The 16,718-nt window shown below is 68.0% G+C and carries 15 protein-coding genes; 11 read left to right on the top strand and 4 right to left on the bottom strand.

Going from position 1 to position 16,718, the window contains the following annotated elements:
* Window positions 1-14 precede the first annotated feature (14 nt).
* Window positions 15-2,513, top strand: a complete 2,499-nt coding sequence (locus tag FG154_RS01630; protein WP_145103742.1) for a sensor domain-containing protein — start codon at window positions 15-17, stop codon at window positions 2,511-2,513.
* Window positions 2,514-2,529: 16 nt separating this feature from the next.
* Here FG154_RS01630 and scpC read toward each other — a convergent pair whose 3' ends face one another.
* Together scpC and FG154_RS01620 are read right to left on the bottom strand one after the other, a co-directional pair.
* Complete coding sequence (scpC, locus tag FG154_RS01625; RefSeq protein ID WP_145103740.1) at window positions 2,530-4,029, bottom strand: succinyl-CoA:acetate CoA-transferase ScpC; 1,500 nt, start codon at window positions 4,027-4,029, stop codon at window positions 2,530-2,532.
* A gap of 163 nt (window positions 4,030-4,192) precedes the next feature.
* Window positions 4,193-5,191, bottom strand: coding sequence for an SDR family oxidoreductase (locus FG154_RS01620; protein WP_145103738.1), 999 nt, complete (start codon window positions 5,189-5,191; stop codon window positions 4,193-4,195).
* Between the two features lie 245 nt (window positions 5,192-5,436).
* Here FG154_RS01620 and FG154_RS01615 point away from each other — a divergent pair, with 245 nt between their 5' ends.
* The 3 genes from FG154_RS01615 to FG154_RS01605 all read left to right on the top strand — a co-directional run bounded on the left by FG154_RS01615 (window position 5,437) and on the right by FG154_RS01605 (window position 8,816).
* Entirely contained in the window at window positions 5,437-6,228 is a 792-nt protein-coding gene (locus tag FG154_RS01615; RefSeq protein ID WP_145103736.1) for a hypothetical protein, read from the top strand.
* A gap of 186 nt (window positions 6,229-6,414) precedes the next feature.
* Window positions 6,415-7,470 carry an NAD-dependent epimerase/dehydratase family protein gene (locus FG154_RS01610; protein ID WP_145103734.1) on the top strand — a complete coding sequence of 352 codons (1,056 nt, stop codon included), beginning with the start codon at window positions 6,415-6,417 and terminating at the stop codon, window positions 7,468-7,470.
* Window positions 7,467-8,816, top strand: coding sequence for an NAD(P)H-dependent oxidoreductase (locus FG154_RS01605; protein ID WP_145103732.1), 1,350 nt, complete (start codon window positions 7,467-7,469; stop codon window positions 8,814-8,816). The genes FG154_RS01610 and FG154_RS01605 overlap by 4 nt, the downstream gene beginning before the upstream one ends.
* A gap of 39 nt (window positions 8,817-8,855) precedes the next feature.
* Here the strand turns inward: FG154_RS01605 and rfbC are convergent, their stop codons facing one another.
* Window positions 8,856-9,389 carry a dTDP-4-dehydrorhamnose 3,5-epimerase gene (rfbC, locus tag FG154_RS01600; RefSeq protein WP_145103730.1) on the bottom strand — a complete coding sequence of 178 codons (534 nt, stop codon included), beginning with the start codon at window positions 9,387-9,389 and terminating at the stop codon, window positions 8,856-8,858.
* A 560-nt stretch (window positions 9,390-9,949) separates the two neighbouring features.
* On the opposite strand from rfbC, the gene FG154_RS01595 reads away from it, so the two are divergent.
* The 3 genes from FG154_RS01595 (at window position 9,950) to rpsI (ending at window position 11,902) form a co-directional block, all read left to right on the top strand.
* Window positions 9,950-10,738, top strand: coding sequence for an SseB family protein (locus tag FG154_RS01595; RefSeq protein WP_145103728.1), 789 nt, complete (start codon window positions 9,950-9,952; stop codon window positions 10,736-10,738).
* A 213-nt stretch (window positions 10,739-10,951) separates the two neighbouring features.
* Window positions 10,952-11,416 (top strand): 50S ribosomal protein L13, encoded by a 465-nt coding sequence (gene rplM / locus FG154_RS01590; protein WP_011909137.1) that lies wholly within the window; start codon window positions 10,952-10,954, stop codon window positions 11,414-11,416.
* Between the two features lie 3 nt (window positions 11,417-11,419).
* Complete coding sequence (gene rpsI, locus FG154_RS01585; RefSeq protein ID WP_011909136.1) at window positions 11,420-11,902, top strand: 30S ribosomal protein S9; 483 nt, start codon at window positions 11,420-11,422, stop codon at window positions 11,900-11,902.
* Window positions 11,903-12,028: 126 nt separating this feature from the next.
* Here rpsI and FG154_RS01580 read toward each other — a convergent pair whose 3' ends face one another.
* Window positions 12,029-12,253, bottom strand: a complete 225-nt coding sequence (locus tag FG154_RS01580) for a DUF1127 domain-containing protein (protein WP_145103726.1) — start codon at window positions 12,251-12,253, stop codon at window positions 12,029-12,031.
* Between the two features lie 84 nt (window positions 12,254-12,337).
* On the opposite strand from FG154_RS01580, the gene FG154_RS01575 reads away from it, so the two are divergent.
* From FG154_RS01575 to FG154_RS01560, 4 genes are all read left to right on the top strand, one after another.
* The gene (locus FG154_RS01575; RefSeq protein ID WP_145103724.1) at window positions 12,338-13,741 is read left to right on the top strand and encodes an aminotransferase-like domain-containing protein; all 1,404 of its coding nucleotides are present in this window, start codon (window positions 12,338-12,340) and stop codon (window positions 13,739-13,741) included.
* Window positions 13,742-13,820: 79 nt separating this feature from the next.
* A complete protein-coding gene (locus FG154_RS01570; protein WP_011909133.1) occupies window positions 13,821-14,708 on the top strand; it encodes an ABC transporter permease in 888 nt (295 codons plus the stop codon).
* Entirely contained in the window at window positions 14,705-15,511 is an 807-nt protein-coding gene (locus FG154_RS01565) for an ABC transporter permease (protein ID WP_145103722.1), read from the top strand. Before FG154_RS01570 ends, FG154_RS01565 begins: the two co-directional genes overlap by 4 nt.
* Complete coding sequence (locus FG154_RS01560) at window positions 15,508-16,605, top strand: ABC transporter ATP-binding protein (protein ID WP_145103720.1); 1,098 nt, start codon at window positions 15,508-15,510, stop codon at window positions 16,603-16,605. The genes FG154_RS01565 and FG154_RS01560 overlap by 4 nt, the downstream gene beginning before the upstream one ends.
* Window positions 16,606-16,718 lie beyond the last annotated feature (113 nt).

Genomic DNA, 16,718 nt, shown 5'->3' with positions numbered 1-16,718 from the left:
GATCGGTTCCGCCAATGACGGACATGCCCAATCTCCGCAGCAGGCTGACGGGCCAGCCCCAGGGCCCGGCCGAGGAATGCTGGGTGGCGCTGTTCGACGGCGTCGCGCATCCCGTCCTGATCAAGAACCCCGAGTCGCGCGTGATCTTCATGAACAGCGCGGCCTGCGATCTGCTCGGGTGCCAGCGGGGCGACCTTGAAGGGCGCGCCGAACATGAGCTTGTCGGCGGGCTGACCGCCGCCCGGCTGCACGATCTCGATGCCGATGCGATGCGCAATGGCTCGCTCACCGTCGAGCAGGTGGTGCCCGGCCCCGCGGGCGTGCGCCGCTTTCTCGTGTCGCGCAAGCCGGCCGGAGAGCATCTCGTCGTCACCTTCTTCGAGATCACCGAACTTCGCCAGACGGAACAGGTCCTGCGCGAGCGTGAGGCGCATCTGCGCGGCCTACTCGATCTCCACCCGGTGATCCCGTTCAGCTTCGCACCGGACGGGACGCTTTCGGACGTCTCGGATCGCCTGGTGGATCTGACCGGACTGCCGCGCGACACCTCGCATGTCGATGCCTGGTGGGGGGCCATGCATCCCGACGACCGGCCCGAGCTTCGCGCCGCCTGGGCGCAGGCCGTGTCGGACGGCGGCCCCTTCGACGCCGAGCACAGGCTCCGCATGCCGGACGGCCAGTATCGCTGGTTCCGGGCGCGCGTCGTGGCGCGGCGCGATGAAAAGGGGCGGATCGACCGCTGGTTCGGCATCCTCGAGGATGTGCATGAACGGCACGTCTCGCTCGACCATCTGCGCGAGAGCGAGGCGCGTTTTCGCGCCTTCGCCGACGATGCGCCGGTGATGGTCTGGGTGACCGATGTGGACGGGCACAATGTCTTCGTGAGCCGGGGCTGGCTGAAGGCGACGGGCCAGTCCCTCGATGACGCGCTCGGCGATGGCTGGATCGATGCCGTTCATCCCGAGGACCGCGAGGCGACGGTCGCGGTGTGCGAGAATGCCATGCGCCGCCGGATCCCCTACACGAACGAGTTCCGGCTGCGTCGGCCGGATGGCAGCTGGTGCTGGGTGATCGACGTGGGCCAGCCGCGCGTCCTGGCCGACGGCACCTTCATCGGCTTCATCGGCTGCTGCGTGGACATCAGCGCCCGCCGCCAGGCCGAGGATGACCGGGTGATGGCGCAGCTGCAGGTCTTCCACATGGCGCGCCATGACATGCTGACCGGCCTGCCCAACCGTCACTATTTCGGCGACTGCTATGAGGAAGCCGTGGCAACCCTGACGCCCGGCCGCACGGTGGCGGTTCACATGCTCGATCTCGACGGGTTCAAGGCGGTGAACGACACCCGCGGGCATCCGGTGGGCGATCAGGTTCTGCGGCAGGTCGCCGACCGGCTGCGCACATCGGTGCGCAGCAGCGACACGGTGGCCCGGCTCGGCGGGGACGAATTCGCCGTGATCCAGACGCCGGTCCGAACCGAGCAGGAGGCCTGCGATCTCGCTCGTCGCCTGATCACCGCCGTGTCGAAGCCCTTCGACATCGAGGGCACGGTGCCCGAGGTGGGGGCGAGCGTCGGCATCGCGTTCGCGCGCGGCCGCGGCGACAGCGCCGAAGAGGTCATGCGCTTTGCCGATGTGGCGCTCTATGCCGCCAAGCAAGCCGGCCGGGGCACTTTCCGCGTCTTCGACGAAGCGACCGACATCCATCTCCAGAGCCGGCAGAAGATGAAGTCCGCGCTGCGGGCGGCGCTGGGGCAGGGCGAGCTGTCGGTGTTCTACCAGCCGCTGATCGGGCTGGCCGACGGGCGCGTCACCGCCTGCGAGGCGCTGATGCGCTGGCACCGCAAGGGGGCCGGCTGGATCACGCCCGACCAGTTCATTCCCGTGGCCGAAGAGGCGGGCCTGATCGGCGGAATGGGCGAGTGGGTTCTGCACGAGGCCTGTGCCCATGCTGCCCGCTGGCCGGACAATGTGTCGCTCGCCGTGAACCTCTCGCCGCTCCAGTTCCACGGCGGCGGGCTTGTCGATGTAGTCGTGTCGGCCCTGCGAGCCTCGGGCCTTTCGCCCGAGCGGCTGCAACTCGAGATCACCGAGTCGGTGCTGCTCGACCCGACCGACCGCAACATCACGGTGCTGCAGGAACTGCGCGCGGTGGGTGTGAAGATCGTGATGGACGACTTCGGCACCGGCTACTCATCGCTGGGCTACCTGCGCAGCTTTCCGTTCGACAAGATCAAGGTGGATCGGTCCTTCATCCGCGATCTGCCTCATGCGCGCGAGGCGCTGGCGATTCTCAAGGCGGTGGCGGGCCTCGGCCGCAGCCTCGACATGCGCACCACCGTCGAGGGGGTCGAGACCCAGGCCCAGCTCGATTGCGCCATCGCCGAAGGGGTGGACGAGGCGCAGGGCTTCTTCTTCTCCCGCCCGCTGCCGGCGCCCGCGATCACCAGCTTCATCTCGGGCCGCCTGGGCCGCAGGTTCGCGGCCTCGCAAGCCTCGGAAGGGGCTGCCTGACGCGGCGTGGCGCCACTCACGCCATCCGGCCGGTCTCCGTCAGCCGGACGTGCCAGGACAGGGCTTCCTCGAGCAGATGCGGCGTGTGGCCGCCGCGCTGGCAGGCGCGCGCGACATAGTCCTGCAGCATCGGCTGATAGTCGGGGTGGACGCAGTTGGCGAGGATGGTTGCGGCCCTCTCGCGCGGGGCAAGGCCGCGCAGGTCGGCCAGCCCCACCTCGGTCACGAGGATGTCCACGTCATGCTCGGTATGGTCCACATGGCTCACCATCGGCACCACCGACGACACCGCCCCGTGTTTCGCGATCGACTTGGTCACGAAGACCGACAGATAGGCGTTCCGTGCAAAATCGCCCGAGCCGCCGATCCCGTTCATCATCTGCGTGCCGGTAACATGGGTCGAATTGACGTTGCCGTAGATGTCGAACTCGAGCGCCGTGTTGATGCAGATGAGGCCGAGGCGCCGCACGACCTCGGGGTGGTTCGAGATCTCCTGCGGGCGCAGGATCAGCCGGGGCTTGTAATCGGCCAGGCGCGACAGCACCTCCTGATACTTCCGCGCCGAAAGAGTGATCGACGAGCCCGACGCAAAGCGGAGCTTGCCCGCGTCGAACAGGTCGAAGGTCGAGTCCTGCAGGACTTCGGAATACATTTTCAGGTCATGGAAGGGCGTGTCGATGAAGCCATGCAGCACGGCGTTCGCGATCGTGCCGATCCCGGCCTGCAGCGGCTGGAGCGTCTGGTCGAGCCGCCCCGCCCGCACCTCGTGCAGCAGGAACTCGGTAAGGTGACCGGCAATGGCGCGTGTATCCTCGTCGGGATCGAGAATCGTGGCCGAACTGTCGAGTTTCTCGGTGACGACGATGGCCGCGATCTTCTCGGGCGGGATCGGGATGAAGGGGAGGCCAACGCGGCTCTCGGGTGTCACGACCGGGATCGGCATCCGGTTGGGCCGGTAGGTCGGGATGTAGATGTCGTGCAGCCCTTCAAGCTCGGCCGGCTGGCTGAGGTTGATCTCGACGATGACCTTCTCGGCCAGGATGGCGAACGAGGCCGAGTTGCCGACCGAGGTGGTGGGCACGATGCCGCCGTTCTCGGTGATAGCCACCGCCTCGATCACCGCCACATCCACCCTGGGCAACTGCCGGGTGCGCAGCATCTCGACGGTTTCGGACAGATGCTGGTCGATGAACATGACCTCGCCGCGGTTGATCGCCTTGCGGAGGGCGGGATCGGACTGGACCGGGATGCGACGGGCCAGCACATGCGCCTCGGTCAGCGTCTTGTCGAGGTCGTTGCCGAGCGAGGCGCCGGTCATCAGCGTGATCTTCAGCGGCTTGGTCCGCGCGCGGGCGGCGAGCGCCATGGGCACGGCCTTGGCCTCGCCCGCGCGGGTGAAGCCGGACATGCCGACCGTCATGCCATCCTCGATCAGCGAGGCTGCCTCTTCCGCGCTCACCAGCCGGCTGCGAAGGCCGGGGTGACGGATCCTCTCGTTGTGAACGCCGTCCAGCATGGGGCCCCTCCTCCCTGAAAAAGCAATCCGGCCGACGGGAAGTTGCGCGGACCTCAGACGGCCAGCAACTTTCGTAGTCGGCCGTCGGGCCGTTCACAACCGTAGCTTCGCCTTCGGAGCGGCATGGCAGCCATGCAGTTTTCGCATGACGCATGCGCAAGGGTCATGGGTCGCGGCGCCGTGCCAGAACCGCGGCGGTCGCAATCGCGGCCCCGGCGAGGAGAAGGCCGCCCGCCGCAAGACCCGTCCGCGCGGTGGGGCCAGAGAGGCTGAGGACGCTGTCTGACGCCTCTTCCCCGAAACGACCGGCCGCGCCCATGTCGCGCTCGACGGGTTCCATCAGGTTGTCGGCCTTCGCTTTTCCCGGTCCGATCTGGCTCTCCCACGCCTTACGGGCCATCATGCGGTCCATCCAGCCGGGCGCGACCATCGTGCCGAGGATGGCCTGCATCGAGGGGCCGCCGATCCAGATCTCGCGCGGGGCAGAGCGGGCTGCGGCGACCACCGCCTCGGCCACGGCCTCGGGCGTGTGGATCGGCGGGACGGGTTGCGGGCGGCCACGGACATGGGCGCGGGCCCAGTCGAACTGGGGCGTATCGACGGCCGGAAGCTGCGCCATGCTGAGGCGGATACGGCTCTGGTCGTGGAGCAACTCGGACCGGAGCGAGTCGGTGAAGCCGCGGACGGCGGCCTTGGCGGCGCAATAGGCGGCCTGCAGCGGGATCGAGCGGTAGGCGAGGGCCGAGCCGATCTGAAGGATCGTGCCGCCGTCCTGCGGCCGCATGTGCCGGAGGGCGGCCAGCGTGCCGTGAACCGTGCCGAGATAGGTGACCGAGGTGACGCGCGCATATTCCTCGGGCGTGGCGCGCTCGGCCGGTCCGAAGACGGTGACCATGGCGTTGTTGATCCACAGGTCGATCCGGCCCCAACGCTCCATCACCGCCTCGGCCGATGCGAAGACCTGCTCGGCGTCGGCCACATCGGCGCGCAGGGGCAGGGGCTCTCCGCCGAGGCGCGCCACATCGGCGGCGGTTGCGGTGAGACCCGCCTGCCCGCGGGCCAGAACGGCCACCCGCCATCGTCGCCGTGCATAGGCCCGTGCCAGCGCCCGGCCGACGCCCGCCGTTCCGCCCGTGATCACCACAACCGGCCCCTGCCGCATCTGGAACTCCTCCGTTGATCCGCAGGCAGAACGGACCGGCGGGAGGATCGTTCCGTCCTCCTGCGGCTGCGGAGTGCCATATCCGTCACGGCAGGCGCCGGGAGGCACGCCTTGACCGGCGCGCGCGGAACCGGGGCGCAGGGCGGGCGTTGCCGGGGCATGGACGAGTGATTGACCAGTCCGATGAATGCGCGCGGCCAAGGCGCCGCGCGGACGAAGTCATGCCTTCCTCCCGGAGAGACCGAATGAGCCGTGCGGCCCCCTTTCTTGTCGATGACCTCCTGCCGGACGGCGTGCGTCTGCGCGCCATCCGTCCGGTGAATTGCCGCCGCATTCCCGAGGCGCGGTCGGTGGCTGCCCTGACGCTGCGGGACGGCGACGGGCGCAGTCTGGCGCGGCGCCTGACGATGCTGGGCGAGGGCGTGGCGGTTCTCGTGGCGGTGGAAACGCCCGCCGCGGCGGACGAGGCGGTGCGCCTTCTTGCCGGGCAGGACCTTGCGGGTCTGGTCCTCGTGCTCGACGCGCAGGCCGAGGTGGACTGGATCGGGCGGCTCCGGGCGCTGGCGGGGCGGCTTGTCCCGCAGGCGCCGCCCGTGATGCAGGAGCCCGCGGGCGCGGATGCGCTGCGCTACCTCGCCAAGATGCGCGAACTCGAGGCGCTGATCGACCCGGACGCCGCGCAGGACGCGCCGCGCGGGCGGCCCCTGGCCGATGCGCGGAGCTGGCATTCGCGGCTTCATGCGCGGGCCGTGGCGCGGTTTCTTCATGGTCAGGGGCGGGCCTCGCAGCACGCCGTCCGTCTGCTCGACCGGACGGCGGTTCCCCGCGCGACGGCGCCGGGCACCTTCCGCGCCCTCTGGAGCGCGCTGGATGATGCCGCGCGGCCCACTGCAAGCCTCGGGCAGGACGAGATCGCGCGAGAGGAGGCGCTGCTTGACGGCTTCATCGCACAGGAGAAGGCCCGGCAGGCGGCGCTGGTGCGCCCCGCCCCGTGGCGTGGGCACCGCCGTCTCGCGGTCATGGGCCTGCGCGCTTGACTTGCGCCCGGGGCTTTCCGATGATCTCGCCGTGGGAAAGTCGGGCGGAACCGGCCGAACGGATGAGCGCGGCAATTTTGGCCGCGTGACGGGCGCGAGGCGCTCCCCGACAGATTGACCGGCGCCTGCCGGAACCAGTTGCTTTGAAAAACGCCGCCAGACGGCACGAATTGATCGGAGATGTTGATGCCCCTGAAGGTCCTTTTCACAGGCGCGGACGGCTACGTCGGCGCCCTTCTTGGCCCCTATCTGCTGGAAAGAGGCATCGAGGCCGTGGGGCTCGACACGGGTTTCTACCGCAAGGGGTGGCTCTATCCGACCTCGGCGCCGCGCCCGGCCGTCATCACCAGGGACATCCGGCAGGTCACGGTCGAGGACCTGGAGGGATTCGATGCGGTGGCCCATCTGGCCGAACTGTCGAACGATCCGCTGGGCCAGCAATCGCCCGGCCTCACGCATGAGATCAACCACGGCGGCTCGATGCATCTGGCCGAGATGGCCCGCAAGGCGGGTGCGAAGCGGTTCGTCTACATGTCCTCCTGCTCGGTCTATGGGGTGGGGCGGCCTGACCAGATCCTCGACGAGACGAGCCCGGTCAATCCGCAGACCGCCTATGCCGAGTGCAAGGTGAAGGTCGAACAGGATCTCGCCGACAGGGCCGGTGCGGATTTCGAGCCCTGCTTCCTGCGCAACGCAACCGCCTATGGCGCCAGCCCGCGCCAGCGGTTCGACATCGTGCTCAACGACCTCTGCGGCCTGGCCTGGACCACGAAGAAGATCACGCTCCAGTCCGATGGCTCGCCGTGGCGGCCGCTCGTCCACGCGCTCGACATGTGTCAGGCGGTGTGGCGTTCGCTGATCGCGCCCGCCGACGCGATCACGGGCCATTGCTTCAACGTGGGCTCCAACGACCAGAACTACCGCGTGATCGAGATTGCCCGCATCGTGGCCGACAGCTTTCCGGGCTGCGAGCTTGAGGTGGGCCAGCCCTCGGCCGACAACCGCTCCTACCGGGTGAACTTCGACAAGATCCAGCGCGTGCTGCCCGACTTCCGGTGCGAATGGACCGCCGAGAAGGGCGCACGCCAGATGCGCCAGGTGTTCGAGCGCATCGACATGACCCCCGAGGAGTTCCGCGCCGAGCCCTACACCCGGCTCAAGATGCTGATGCGGCTGCGCGCCGCCCGGCTTCTTGACGACAAGCTCTACTGGGCCAATCCGGCTCTGGAGGCGGTGGCATGATCATCGTCGACAAGGCGCTGGCCCGGCGCGCGGCCGAGGGCCGGCCGATCCGCGTCGGCATGATCGGCGCGGGCTTCATGGGGTCGGGCATTGCGTTGCAGATCGCGAACTCGGTGCCCGGGATGCAGCTCGTGGCGATCGCGGCGCGGCGGGTCGAGCAGGCGACCGTGGCCTTCGAGTCCAGTCGGACGGGCGAGAGCGTGCGCCGTGTCTCCACACAGGCCGAACTCGAGGCCGCGATCGTGGCCGGCGAGCCTGCCGTCACCGACGATCCCGCCCTCGTGGGCTGCGCCCGCGGGATCGAGGCCATCATCGAGGTGACGGGCTCGATGGACTATGCGCTGCTCGCGGTTGAGGCGGCCATCGCCACCGGCAAGCATGTGATCCTGATGAACGCCGAGCTGGACGGGACCGTCGGGCCGCTCCTGAAGAAGCGGGCCGATGCCGCGGGCGTGGTGATTACCAACTGCGACGGCGACCAGCCCGGCGTGCAGATGAACCTGATCCGGTTCGTGAAGGGGATTGGCGTCAAGCCGGTCCTGTCGGGCAACATCAAGGCCCTGCAGGATGAATACCGCACGCCTGAGACCCAGCGCGGCTTTGCCGAGAAATGGGGTCAGAACGTCCATATGGTGACCTCCTTCGCCGATGGCACCAAGATTTCCTACGAGCAGGCGATCGTGGCCAATGGCACGGGGATGCGGGTCGCGCGGCGCGGAATGCTCGGGATCGACCCCACGGGCAAGAACCCGACGCTGCCGCTGCGCCCGCTCGAGGAATATGTAGAGATGTTCGCGCCGCACCTCGATCCCGAGGGGCCGGGCATCGTGGATTATGTCGTGGGCGCGCGGCCGGGGCCGGGGGTCTTCGTGATCGGCACCCATGACGACCCGCGGCAGAAGCACTACCTCAATCTCTACAAGCTGGGCGAGGGGCCCTACTACCTCTTCTACACGCCCTACCACCTTTGCCATTTCGAAGTGCCCATGACGGTGGCGCGCGCGGTGCTGTTCGGGGATGCGGCGCTGACGCCGCTCGGCGCGCCGCAGGTGGGTGTCGTGGCGGTGGCCAAGCGGGATCTGAAGGCGGGCGAGGTGCTCGACGGGATCGGCGGCTTCACCGCCTACGGCCAGTGCGAGAACATCGAAGCGGTGGCCGCCGAGCGGTTGCTGCCGATGGGCTTGGCCGAAGGGGGGGTGCTGCTGCGCGACATCCCGCGCGACCAGACGCTGACCTTCGCGGATGTGCGGCTCCCCGAGGGCCGGCGCATCGACGCGCTTTACGCAGAGATGGAGCAGGAGTTCGGCCTCGCGCAACCGGCCGAGAGCTTTGCTCTGATCGGCTGACGGGCCGGAGCGCGGCCCGATGCCGCGCTCCGCCTGCGCCTATCCCGGCGTATGGTCGGGCCAGGCCGCGTCCTTTTCCGAGATCACCGAGACCTCGCCGGCCCATTCGATCCCGAAGATCGGATCATCCCAGCGCACGCCGCCCTCGGCGCCCGGCGTGTAGGCGGTCGAGACGAGGTAGGAGACCGCCGTCGCATCCTCGAGCGTCAGGTAGCCGTGCGCGAACCCTTCGGGGATATAGAGCTGGCGGTGGTCGCCTGCGCGCAGGTCGAACCCCTCCCATTTCATGTAGGTGGGCGAGTCCGGGCGCAGGTCGATGATCACGTCCTGAATGCGCCCCCGCGTGCAGGTGATCACCTTCACCTCGGCGTGCGGGCTGCGCTGGTAGTGCATGCCGCGCAGCGTGCCGGCCGCATGGTTGTACGAGCTGTTGTGCTGGACGAAACGGGTCGCGAGTCCGGCCTTCGCCATCTCCTCCTCGCAGAAGGTTCGCTCGAACCAGCCGCGGTGATCCTCTCTCGGCTCCGCCTCGATGAGGACGGCATCCTTCAGCGTCGTCGGAATGAAGCGCATGCGGCAAGTCTCTCCTGTCAAGATCCGCCCCGGCCCGGTGCCGGCGTCGTAATGCGACGGAAGTCGGCGTGAGGGGACTGTGTCCGGGATTGCATCGGCGAGCAAGCGCCAATCGGCACTGGTTCGGAACGGCGAACAGCCGCCCGAATCGATTCGCGGGCCGAGGCAGGAGGGCTGACGGGCGAAGTGCCGCCGTATCGTGCGCAGCTTTTCGCCGAACGGGAGCGGAAGTGGCTTGGCTCTCCCCTCGGTTGCGCCGCAACGGGCTTCCGGTTGCACTTTTAGCCAAAGGATGAAGGAAGCGTTGACGCAGCGGGCGGGGGGATACACAAGTTAAAACACATTATCACTAAGAGTAGTGCCCAAACTTTTGAACGTATTCATTCCATAACGAAATGATTGTCGGCAAGAAGACGAAGGGGCGGCGGGAGCGAGCCGCCCCTTCGCTTGTCCGGCGCAGGCTTCCACGGTCACGCCTTCTCTCGCTGTCGGACCATCTTGCCCGGACGCGACCAAGGCACTAGGGACATCCGATCCCTCAGATCAGGAAGAGTGCCGTGATGACCCCTCTCGACCAGGCGCATGAAGCGATGGAAGCGGCCCCCGGGGACGATGCCGCGCGGCTGCGCTTCTACGGGCAACTGGCGGATGGTGAGCTGTTCCTGCTGCTCGAGAGCGAGCCCGAGGATGAGACCCTGACCCCGCAACTGTTCGAGCTGGAGGAAGGGCCCGTGGTCCTCGCCTTCGACCTCGAAGAGCGGCTGGCGGCCTTCACCGGCGTGCCCGCGCCCTACGCCGCCTTGCCGGGGCGTGTGGTGGCGGGGCTGCTGGCCGGGCAGGGGGTCGGACTGGGGCTCAACCTCGGCGATGCGCCCTCGGCCATGCTGCTGCCGCCCGAGGCGGTGGACTGGCTTGCGGAAACCATCGCTCATGCGCCCTCCGAGGCCGAGGCCCGTCCCGCAGGCTTTGCCCCGCCGCGACTGCCCGAGCCGCTCGTCTCGGCGCTGGATGGCAAGCTTGCCCGTGCGGGGGGGCTTGCGGCCCACGCCCTGCTTGCGGCCGTGCGTTACGATGACGGGCGCGAGGGACATATGCTGGCCTTCGTCTCCGCCCCCGACGGGGCACAGCCGGCGCTGGCGCGCGCGGTCTCGGAGGCGCTGACCTTCTCGGGGCTCGAGGCGGGGACGCTCGACGTGGCCTTCCTCGCCGAAGGAGACGCGGCCGCGGGCGCCATGGCCCGTGTGGGGCTGCGGTTCGACTTGCCCGTGCCGGCGACCCCGGAGCTGCGCGAGGAACATGTCCCCGCCGCGCCGGGCATGGATCCCGAGCGTCCGCCGATCCTGAAGTAGCGGCGTCCGCGGGCGGAGAATCCGCAGAAGGGACGCGCGGTTTTCCGGCGCTGCGGAACGACTTGGGGAGGGGTATCTGGATACCTATTTTGCAGACCATTGAAATGACAGGCTTATTCCGCGCGCGATCCTCTTGACCTGCACGGCGAAATGCCGGAAACAGCCGCATCCGAATTCGCGGGGGCTGCCCTCGCTCCATTCCAGGAATTCCCGATGAAAACCTTCACCGCTACCCCGGCGGATATCGAGAAGAAATGGATCCTGATCGACGCCGAAGGCGTGGTTCTGGGCCGTCTCGCCACGATCGTCGCTAACATCCTGCGCGGCAAGAACAAGCCGACCTTCACCCCCCACATGGACATGGGTGACAATGTCATCATCATCAACGCCGACAAGGTGCAGATGACGGGCAACAAGCGCGCCGACAAGCGCTACTACTGGCACACCGGCCACCCGGGCGGCATCAAGTTCCGCACCGCCGCCCAGGTGCTGGACGGCGCCCACCCCGAGCGCGTGGTGATCAAGGCCGTCGAGCGCATGATCTCGCGCAACAGCCTCGGCCGTCAGCAGATGACCAACCTGCGCGTCTATGCCGGCGCCGAGCATCCGCACGAAGCGCAGCAGCCCACCGTTCTCGACGTCGCGTCGCTGAACCCGAAGAACACCCGGAGCGCGTAAGCCATGGCCGACATCAAATCCCTCGACGATCTGAAATCGGTCGTTGGCGACGCCCCGGTGGCCGAAGCCGCCGTCACGCGCGAGCCGGTGCGTGACTCGCTCGGCCGCTCCTACGCCACCGGCAAGCGCAAGGACGCGGTTGCCCGCGTCTGGATCAAGCCGGGTTCGGGCAAGGTCACCGTCAACGGCAAGCCGATGGACGAGTATTTCGCCCGTCCCGTGCTGCAGATGATCCTGCGCCAGCCCTTCACCGTTGCCAATGTGACGGGTCAGTTCGACGTGATGGCGACCGTCGCGGGCGGCGGTCTTTCGGGCCAGGCCGGTGCGGTCAAGCATGGCATCTCGAAGGCGCTGCAGCTCTATGAACCCTCGCTCCGCGCCGCCCTCAAGGCCGCGGGCTTCCTGACCCGCGACAGCCGCGTCGTCGAGCGGAAGAAATACGGCAAGGCGAAGGCCCGCCGCAGCTTCCAGTTCTCGAAGCGCTGATCCTTCGGCACGCTCTTTCGGAAAGGCCCGCCTCCTGGCGGGCCTTTTTGCGTGTTGGTGGCGTGGGCCCCATCAACAAAAAGACCGGGCAGGGCCCGGTCCAGTCATGGGGACTGTTGGGCAGGATCACTCCTGCCAGAAGGGCTTTGACGCCTCGATCTCGGCGGCGCGCGCGGTCAGGCCGATGTCGCGCAGCAGGTGCGGGTCGAGCCGCGAGAGCCCGAGCCGCGTCTGACGTCGCTCTTCCCAGCGAAGCACCAGCAGGCCGAGGCCGAACAGGGCGCGCGCAAGCGGCGGCAGGGGCCGGTTCAGGATCAGGGCGGGCGGGATTTGCAGGATCGCACGAGTCATCGGAACACCTTTGTATTGATACAATGCACTGCATCAACTAATGAAAGCATACAAAGTTGAATTGACTCGCTCCAGAGGAACATTGTGACTGATACAATATGGCGGCCGGATCTGGCACAATATCCCGGTCCAAAGTATCTCGCCCTGACCCGCGCCTTGCGGGACGCCATCCGAAGGGGCCGGCTGAAGCCCGGCGCGCAGCTTCCGACGGTGCGCGATCTGGCCTGGACGCTCTCGGTCACGCCGGGCACCGTCTCGCGCGCCTATCAGCTGGCGACGCAGGAGGGGTTGCTCGCGGCGACGGTGGGACGTGGCACCTTCGTTGCGGCCGCCGAGCCGAGGCTCGGTCCGACGCAGGAGCTGTTTGTCGAGCGCGATCCGCAGGAGGCGCCGGGTCTGCTCGATCTCCGTTCGCCGCAGTTGCCGGACGTGGGGCAGATGCCGCTGTTCTCCGAGGCCCTGAAGCGGGTGGCGGCCGGGCTGGGCGGTGACTGGCGCGACTATCCGACCCAGCGCGAAGAGGCGGCGCTGCGCGCGGCGGTGCGCGACTGGCTGGCCGACCGGGTGCTGGGGCCGATCGTCCCCGAGGACATCGCCCTCACCCATGGCGGGCAGAGCGCCATCGGGTTGGTGATGCTCTGTTGCCTGCGGGGGGACCGGCCCGTGGTGCTGACGGAAGAGCTTGCCTATCCCGGCTTCCGCCATGCGGCGCGGCTGGCTCGGGCCGAGGTGGTGGGGGTGGAGCTTGACCAGCACGGCCTGCGCCCGGATGCGCTGGAAGCCTGCTGCCGCAAGCACGGGCCGCAGGTCCTTTGTGTGACGACCGAGGCGCAGAACCCCACCGCGGCCCGGATGCCCGAGGAGCGGCGCGCCGAGATCGTCGCCATCGCCCGCCGGCACGAGCTTCAGATCATCGAGGACGATTGCTACACCGTGGCCGAAAGCACCCTTCCCGCCCTGCGCGCGCTGGCGCCCGAGCGGACCTGGTATGTGGGCAGCCTCTCCAAGACCGTGTCGGCGGCGCTGCGCTTTGGCTACATCCTGTGCCCGACGGGGCGCGGCGAGGCGGGGCGGCTGACCGCGCAGCACGCCTTCTTCGCGCTTGGCCGGCCGGTGTCGGACCTCTGCCTCGACCTGTTCCAGAGCGGGCAGGCCGCCGAGATCCGCCGCCGGGTCCAGAGCGCCTTCGCCGACCGCCTGCAGGCCGTGGTGAACGGACTTGGCGCGCACGAATTGTCCTGGCAGCCGGGGCTGCCCTTCGTCTGGCTGCGGCTGCCGGTCGGCTGGCGCACCTCGAGCTTCACGCGCACCGCCGAAAGCGAGGGCGTGCTGCTGCGCTCGGCCGATGAATATGCGCTGGTGCATGGCCGCTCGCCGAACGGGGTGCGGCTGGCCATTGCGGGGCAGGTGCCGCGCGCCCGGCTGGAAGCGGCGGTCGATCGGCTCTCGCGCCTGCTGGCGTCTCCCCCCTCCGAGCTTCCGGTGTGACGGCCTGGCTACCCCCGAGTCTCTTCCCTTGGCCCGCGAGCTATGCCAGAAGTTCGAGGCACGGCGGAACGGGGGCGCGATGGAGCAGGAAACGCGGTGGAGTCGCTTGCGTCGGTCCGAGGCGGCTCATGGCTATCTTCTCGTGGGACCACCCGCCCTCTATGCGATCCTGCTGCTGGCGGCGCCGCTGGGGACGATCCTGGTCTACAGCTTTCTGACCGACGGCTATCTCGAGATCATCCGCGAGTTCACGCTGGCCAACTATCGTGAGGCCTGGACGAACGAGCTTTACCGCAGCGTGATGCTGCGCTCGCTCGGCGTGGCGATGGCGGTGACGACGGTGACCGTGCTGCTGGCCTTCCCGGTGGCCTATTTCGTCTCGTTCCATGTCGCGCCCGAGCGCAAGTCGCTCTGGCTGTTCCTGATCACCATTCCGTTCTGGACCAGCTACCTGATCCGCGTCTTCCTGTGGAAGGTGATCCTCGGCTTCAACGGGGTGATCAACTCGGGGCTTCTCGGCCTCGGGATCATCGACGAGCCGCTGACCTTCATCCTCTACAACGTCAACGCTGTGGTGATCACGCTCGCCCACGCCTACGCGCCCTTCGCGATCCTGCCGATCTTCGTCGCGCTGGAGAAGATCGACCGCTCGCTGCTCGAGGCCGGGCAGGATCTGGGGGAATCGAAGCTGATGACCTTCTGGCGGGTGACGCTTCCGCTGGCGATGCCAGGGGTGATCGCCTCGGTGCTGATCGTGTTCATCCCGACCATCGGCGACTATGTGACCCCGCAACTGGTGGGCGGGCCCGAGGGGCGGATGGTGGCGAACCTCATCCAGCTCCAGTATCTGAAACTCGACAACTACCCGCTGGGTTCGGCCATCGCCGTCTCGGCCATGAGCATCGTCACGGTGGTGAGCCTGATCTTCCTGTTCCTGAACCGCCGCTTCCTCCGGGGGCCGAAATGAAGGGGGGCGGGTTTCGGATCTATGCGCTGGCCTACCTGATCTTCCTCTATGCGCCGATCATCCTGCTGCCGCTCTTTGCCTTCAACGAGGGCACGGTCATCGCCTTTCCGCTGACGGGCTTCAGCACCAAGTGGTTCGTGGCCGCGGCCAACCAGCCGACGCTGTGGCTGGCGGTGAAGAACAGCCTGATCATCGCGGCCTCGGCCTCGGTCATCTCGACCGCACTCGGCGTCTTTGCGGCGCGCGCCTCGACGCGCTACCACTTCCCCGGCAAGGGGAGCGTCATGGGCCTCATCATGCTGCCGCTGGTGCTGCCCGAGATCATCGTGGCGGTCTCGCTGCTGGTGGTGCTGCTCGGGCTGGGGATCAACCTGTCGATCGTCACCGTGATCCTCGGGCATGTGCTGATCTGCACGCCCTTCACCATCGCGATCCTGACCTCGGCCTTCCAGTCGCTCGACCGCTCGCTCGAGGAGGCCGCCTATGACCTGGGTGAGACCGGGATCTCGACCTTCCGGCTGATCATCCTGCCGCTGGTGATGCCGGGGATCATCTCGTCGCTGCTGATCAGTTTCACCATCAGCCTCGACGAGTTCATCATCGCCTTCTTCCTCGCGGGCACCCAGCCCACGCTGCCGATCTACATCTTTTCGCAGTTCCGCTTTCCGCAGGCGGTGCCCGTCATCATGGCGCTCGGAACGGTGCTCGTCGCCTGCTCGATCGTGCTGCTCGCCAGTGCCGAATATTTCCGCCGCCGTGGCCTTGCCCGTTCCGGCGCCAAGGATACCGGAGGCTTCCTGTGACCGCTGCCGCGAAACCCACGATGATCGAGTTCCGCGACGTCCACAAATACTACGGCGACTACCACGCGCTGCGCGGCATCACGGCGACGATCCGGGCGGGCGAGTTCTTCTCGCTTCTGGGCCCCTCGGGCTGCGGCAAGACCACGCTCCTGCGCACCATCGCGGGGTTCGAGGAGATTTCTTCGGGCGCCGTGATGATCGACGGCCGGCACATGGAGGGCGTGCCCGCAAACAAGCGGCCGACCAACATGGTGTTCCAGAGCTATGCGATCTTTCCGCACCTGACGGTGGCCGAGAACGTGGGCTTCGGCCTGCGCCGCGCCAGGCTGGCGAGGGAGGAACTGAATCGCCGCGTGGGCGAGGCGCTGGAGATGGTGGGGCTGCGCGGCTACGGCGCGCGGGCGGCCCATGCGCTCTCGGGCGGCCAGCGGCAGCGGGTGGCGCTGGCCCGCGCGCTGATCCTGAAGCCCAAGGTGCTGCTGCTGGACGAACCGCTCTCGGCCCTCGACAAGAAGATGCGCGAGCAGATGCAGGTGGAGCTGATCAAGCTGCAACGCCAGGTGGGCATCACCTTCATCCTGGTGACCCACGACCAGGAAGAGGCGCTGGTCATGTCCGACCGGATCGCCGTCATGTTCGAGGGCGAGATCGCGCAGCTCGCCGATCCCGAGACGCTCTACCGGCGGCCCAACTCGCGCAAGGTGGCGGATTTCATCGGCACGATGAACTTCCTGCCGGCGCGGATCCTGTCCGAGAGCGAGCAGGGGATCGAGGTCGAGGCGCAGGGGCTCGGGCGGATGCTGCTCGACCCGAGCCAGGCGCCCGGTGCGGCCTCGGGCACGGGCAGCTCGGTCGGCTTCCGCCCCGAGACGGCCACCATGCTGTTCGAGGGCCAGAAGGCGGACCGGGAGGCGATGGGGACCGTCGATGAGGTCGTCTATTACGGCGACATGACCTATTACGACGTGCGCCTGGACGGGACGGAAGCGCCGATCCGCATCTCGATGCGCAATGTCTTCGGCCGGCCGGTGCTCGAGATCGGGGCCCGCACGCGCGTCGGCTGGAGTCCGGGGGCCATCGTCCTGTTCCGCTGAAGGCGGTGGTTGCCGTCGGGCCAACTGGGTGGGCGGTCGGCCGTGGGATCGCGCCGGGGGGCTGTCTGCCCCCCGGACCCCCCGAGGATATTTGGACGGAGTGAAAGGGCCGG

Source organism: Cereibacter sediminicola (assembly GCF_007668225.1).
In the GTDB taxonomy this organism is placed as follows: domain Bacteria; phylum Pseudomonadota; class Alphaproteobacteria; order Rhodobacterales; family Rhodobacteraceae; genus Cereibacter_A; species Cereibacter_A azotoformans.
The sequence above is the reverse complement of the archived record's forward strand: the minus strand, read 5'-3'. Positions and strand labels throughout refer to the sequence as shown.